Annotated in this window: 8 protein-coding genes; all 8 read left to right on the top strand. The window is 41.6% G+C overall.

All coding sequences use genetic code 11. The annotated features are described in order from the left end of the window. Nucleotides 1–811, top strand: an 811-nt coding sequence (locus B7X71_RS12560) for a phage portal protein (protein WP_293600909.1), incomplete at its 5' end; no start/stop codon positions are given. Beyond that, nucleotides 780–1,460: an HK97 family phage prohead protease gene (locus B7X71_RS12555; protein WP_293600908.1), complete on the top strand. Its 681-nt coding sequence runs from the start codon at nucleotides 780–782 to the stop codon at nucleotides 1,458–1,460. The genes B7X71_RS12560 and B7X71_RS12555, both read left to right, overlap by 32 nt. 72 nt (nucleotides 1,461–1,532) lie before the next feature. Beyond that, nucleotides 1,533–2,690: a phage major capsid protein gene (locus B7X71_RS12550; RefSeq protein WP_293600907.1), complete on the top strand. Its 1,158-nt coding sequence runs from the start codon at nucleotides 1,533–1,535 to the stop codon at nucleotides 2,688–2,690. Nucleotides 2,691–2,769: 79 nt separating this feature from the next. Next, entirely contained in the window at nucleotides 2,770–3,003 is a 234-nt protein-coding gene (locus B7X71_RS12545; protein WP_293600906.1) for a hypothetical protein, read from the top strand. Continuing rightward, entirely contained in the window at nucleotides 2,984–3,262 is a 279-nt protein-coding gene (locus B7X71_RS12540; protein ID WP_293600905.1) for a head-tail connector protein, read from the top strand. The genes B7X71_RS12545 and B7X71_RS12540 overlap by 20 nt, the downstream gene beginning before the upstream one ends. A gap of 1 nt (nucleotide 3,263) precedes the next feature. Beyond that, entirely contained in the window at nucleotides 3,264–3,599 is a 336-nt protein-coding gene (locus B7X71_RS12535) for a phage head closure protein (RefSeq protein WP_293600904.1), read from the top strand. Beyond that, complete coding sequence (locus B7X71_RS12530; RefSeq protein WP_293600903.1) at nucleotides 3,592–4,155, top strand: HK97-gp10 family putative phage morphogenesis protein; 564 nt, start codon at nucleotides 3,592–3,594, stop codon at nucleotides 4,153–4,155. Before B7X71_RS12535 ends, B7X71_RS12530 begins: the two co-directional genes overlap by 8 nt. Next, a partial coding sequence (locus B7X71_RS12525) for a hypothetical protein (protein ID WP_293600902.1) occupies nucleotides 4,152–4,331 on the top strand: 180 nt, incomplete at its 3' end. The genes B7X71_RS12530 and B7X71_RS12525, both read left to right, overlap by 4 nt.

The following is a 4,331-nucleotide window of genomic DNA, read 5'->3' as shown; positions in this document are numbered from 1 at the left end:
TGATGGCTCATTGGTCTATCTCTATCGCATTAATAATGATGTTATTGCCTTAGCTGAAGAAAACGTTTTACATTTGCGCGGCCTAGGCAATGGCACTACCGGCCTACAAAAATTAGAATTTATGCAGGCTACAGTTAATGAATCTGCAGCCGCTCAAAACTCCGCAAGTAAGATTTTTGGTAATAGCGGAAAGCCTACAGGCGTATTGATGACAGATAATGTGCTATCCCAAGATCAGCGCCTTGCATTACAAAGCCGTTTTGCTGAAATGCAATCCGGATCAGATTCCCGCCTCTATGTTTTAGAGGCTGCCATGAAGTATCAGCAACTTTCCATTAGTCCCGAAGATCAGCAATTACTCGAGACTCGCCGTTTTTCTGTTGAAGAAATTTGCCGTTGGTTTGATGTTCCTCCAATTCTTGTTCACCATGCCAATGTAACGACCTGGGGCACTGGCATTGAGCAGATTGTCGATGGCTTTCATAAGCTCACTATTCGCCCTATGCTTGTCAGTATTGAGCAGTCTGTCCGCAAGCGCGTCATGACCAGTAAGCAACGCGCTACGATGAGCGCCGAGATTAGCTTTGATGCTCTTTTACGGGGTAATGCAAAAGACCGCGCTGAGTTGTATTCCAAAAATGTTCAAAACGGCATCATGACTCGCAATGAGTGCCGTCAATTAGAAAATCTACCCCCAATAGACAACGCAGATCAATTAACTGCTCAAACAAATCTAGCTCCGCTCGATATGCTTGGCAAAATTACTAATGGAGGCGGCAATGCTGCTACGCAAAACCCTATCGCTAACTGACGTTCAATTAAAAATCACCGAGGACCGTGGAGTATTCGGTGGCTACGCCTCAAAATGGGATGGTGTCGATAGTTATGGCGACACTATTCTGAAGGGTGCTTTTGCTGAAACGCTGGTTAAAAATGGCACCCCAAAAATGTTTTTTAATCATGATTGGCATATGCCCATTGGTAAGTGGGTAACGGCCAAGGAAGATGATATTGGTCTTTATGTTGAGGGAGAGCTTACGCCTGATGTCTCTCTAGCAAAAGATGTTTTTGCCTCATTAAAGCATGGCACGATTGATGGCCTGTCGGTTGGCGGCTATTTAAAAGCAGGGGACTATACCGAGTCAGACAATGGCGGAAGAATCATTAGCAAGTGGTCAAACCTCATGGAGATTTCTCCGGTGGTATTCCCCGCTGATAGCGCTGCGCGCATTGATTTAAATAGCGTTAAAAACATCGATTTTGAATTGCTTTTGCCTGAGTGCAAAACCGAGCGTGATATTGAAAAGCTGCTGAGGGATTCAGGGCTTGGCAAATGGGAATCAATGGCGATTGTTTCCCGCGTAAAAGCTATTTTGATGGAGAGGGATTCTTCAGAAGAATTAGCTGATGCGAAATTAAACGCATTGATTGTGGATCGCATCAATAAGTTGATTGCGTAACCCACAAAAATTTATTAATTGGCCGCCTTCGGGCGGTTTTTTATTGCTAAAAACTTTTTTAAGGAAATAAAAATGGATCAAGCAGCCGTAATGAAGAGCTTAGACTCTCTAGAAGCAAAATTAAGAGCCATGTCCACTAAGGCGGACGAAGAGCAAAAAGCCTATGGCAAAGTATCTGAAGATACTAAAACTGCCTTGGAAAACATTGGTAATCAGCAACGTGAATTTGCAGACCGCTTGACACAAATCGAGCAAAAAGGCGTGCAATTCAATGATGGCAAAAAAGCCGATGAGTCTTGGGGTGAGCAATTTGTAAAATCTGCTCAATACAGCGAATTTGCTGGTGGCCGACTCGCCAAAATGCGCGTTGAGTTAAAAAATACTTTGACTGGTTCAGATACTAACGTTGCTCCAGCTCGCATGCCTGGCATTGTTGGTGGCGCTGTTCAGCCATTGACGCTCGAATCATTCTTGCCAAGCGTTCCAACCACAAGTAATGCTATTGAGTTTACAAAGGAAAATGCCTTTACAAACAATGCTGCTGAAGCTGCTGAAGGCGCTTCAAAAGCTGAGTCTGCAATTACATTTACATTGGTAAATATGCCTGTATCCACTGTTGCTCATTGGATCAAAATTAGCCGTCAATTAGCATCTGATAATGTTGCCTTGGCCGCTTACGTAAATGCTCGTATGGTTTACGGAGTAAATCGTAAAGTAGAAACTCAATTAGTTTCCGGTGATGGTACTACTCCTAATATTTCTGGTATTTTGGACGCTGGTAACTTTACCGCTCATGGTATTGCTGATGCAGCTCTTGGCACTACATTGAAAAAACTCGTGTTGATTCGCAAGATGATTGCAGCAAGCAAGGTTGCTGGTTATCCAGTAGATGCCATCTTGTTAAATCCATCAGATTGGGCAGATATTGAAATTGATTTATTCACAACTGCCGCTGGCCACACTTTGTATAGCGTTACTGATGCTGGTCAAGCTCGCTTATTTGGTGTTCCTGTCATTGAATCTGTAGGAATGACTGTTGATCAAGTGGCAGTAGGTGCGTTTGGTCAAGCTTACATGATCCACAATCGTGAAGGCGTTACTGTCGAAATGTCTGATTCCGATAGCGATAACTTCACCAAAAACCTCATTACGATCCGCGCTGAGCGCCGCCTTGCCTTGGCAACTGAGCGTCCTTCTGCTGTTCGTATTGGTGATTTAACTCCAGCTTAATAGGTAGTTAGTTAACCCCCTTAGATCATTCGATTTAAGGGGGTTCTCCATTAAAGGTAGTTATTAAAAAGGTTCAAAAATGAAGCTGTGTTTGTTAAAAATTACTAGTACTGTCGTAACTAGCCAGTATGGCACCCTAGAATCCGGTGATATTTTAAGAACAAATGCCGCATTTGCTGAGCACCTTGTCAATGATTGCAAGGCTGCTAAATATATTGAGAATCCTCCATCGGTTGAGGCAACTGAAACAGCTCAAAAAACCGTGACTAAAGTAAAACGTAAAGGCAAAAATTATGTCCATCCTCAGTCTTGATCTTGTTAAAAAGCATATCAAAGTCGATGGCAATGATGAAGATACTGAAATTCAGCTTTATTTAGATGCGGCTGAGCAGTACGTTAATGATTTTTGCGATACCAAAGATGAGCCATTCTCTGTTTTTCCATATCCAGTTCAAGCGGCAGTGCTATTGATTGTGGGTGATTTGTACGAAAACCGAGAAATGCATGTAATTAAAGAGCTGTATCAAAACCCGGCAGCGGAAAACCTCCTATTGCCTTATCGAAAGTTTTAAGATGGCCTCTGGCAATTTAAATCGCAGAATTAGCCTCTTAGAGCCTGTAGTAACGCGTGATAGCGTTGGCCAAGAGATAGTGAGCTTTACTTTAGATAAGTCCGTATGGGCCTCTGTAAACCATTTAAAAGGCAATACCTTTTTTGCCGCTAGTCAAGTGCTTGGTGAGGTCGTATTGAGAGTTCAAATTCGTAAATATCAGAATATTCAAGCTACTTGGCGGATCAGCTATGAGGGTAAACAGTGGCAGATTGTGGATTTAGATCAAACTGATAAGCAATATACCTATTTAATGGTTTCGACTAATCTAGCAGTAGGGCTACCAGTCAATGGCTAGTCAAACACTCCGAATTGAGGGTTTAGATGAGCTCAAGCAAAAATTAGCTGATATTCCAAGATCATTGCGTAGAAAAGTATTTCGTCAAGCTCTAGTTTCAGGAGCAACAATTATTCGTGATGAAGCACGAAGATATGCCCCATTATTAAAATCAAACAGATTAAATAGAAAAGTCGGAACACTTAGAAAATCAATTGTTGTAAGAACAAGCAAAATTGCCACTAGATCCGGTGACGTTGGTGTATTTGTCAATGTCAGGCCGGCAAAAGGCGCTGTTTATAAAAAGGGCGTATTAGTAAAAGAAAGTCAGCGAGGAAAGGACTCTGATAAAGATCCTTACTACTGGCAATGGCTTGAATTTGGTAGAAAAAGAAATGTTTTTTACAAAATGTCTAATAAAACAAAGCGTATTCGTAAATTTGTAGTTGGAAGAATTCTTCCATTCTCATTTTTACAAAATGCATCTGAGAAGCTGCCTGAGGCATTAGGTGCATTTGAAATGAAATTATCGAGCTGGTTTGATCAAGTTAATAGCACTGGAAATACAAAACCATGAATTTAGAAGATCAAATTTATACGCTCTTATCGAGTAATGCAGCCATTACCGCTTTAGTCGTTAATCGCATATCACCCGAGGTAACTTCTCCGGATTCGATAAAGCCATTTATTGTTTACTCAAGAGAGGAGACTGAATTTACAAAAAATCTGCTTGGTGAGGTATTAAATGAGGCT

Source organism: Polynucleobacter sp. 39-46-10, assembly GCF_002282275.1.
The sequence above is the reverse complement of the archived record's forward strand: the minus strand, read 5'-3'. Positions and strand labels throughout refer to the sequence as shown.

What these genes read in the sequence shown, in the direction of transcription:
- B7X71_RS12555 (WP_293600908.1), top strand. Translation starts at nt 780, where the DNA reads ATGCTGCTACGCAAAACCCTATCGCTAACTGACGTTCAATTAAAAATC.
- B7X71_RS12550 (WP_293600907.1), top strand. Translation starts at nt 1,533, where the DNA reads ATGGATCAAGCAGCCGTAATGAAGAGCTTAGACTCTCTAGAAGCAAAA.
- B7X71_RS12545 (WP_293600906.1), top strand. Translation starts at nt 2,770, where the DNA reads ATGAAGCTGTGTTTGTTAAAAATTACTAGTACTGTCGTAACTAGCCAG.
- B7X71_RS12540 (WP_293600905.1), top strand. Translation starts at nt 2,984, where the DNA reads ATGTCCATCCTCAGTCTTGATCTTGTTAAAAAGCATATCAAAGTCGAT.
- B7X71_RS12535 (WP_293600904.1), top strand. Translation starts at nt 3,264, where the DNA reads ATGGCCTCTGGCAATTTAAATCGCAGAATTAGCCTCTTAGAGCCTGTA.
- B7X71_RS12530 (WP_293600903.1), top strand. Translation starts at nt 3,592, where the DNA reads ATGGCTAGTCAAACACTCCGAATTGAGGGTTTAGATGAGCTCAAGCAA.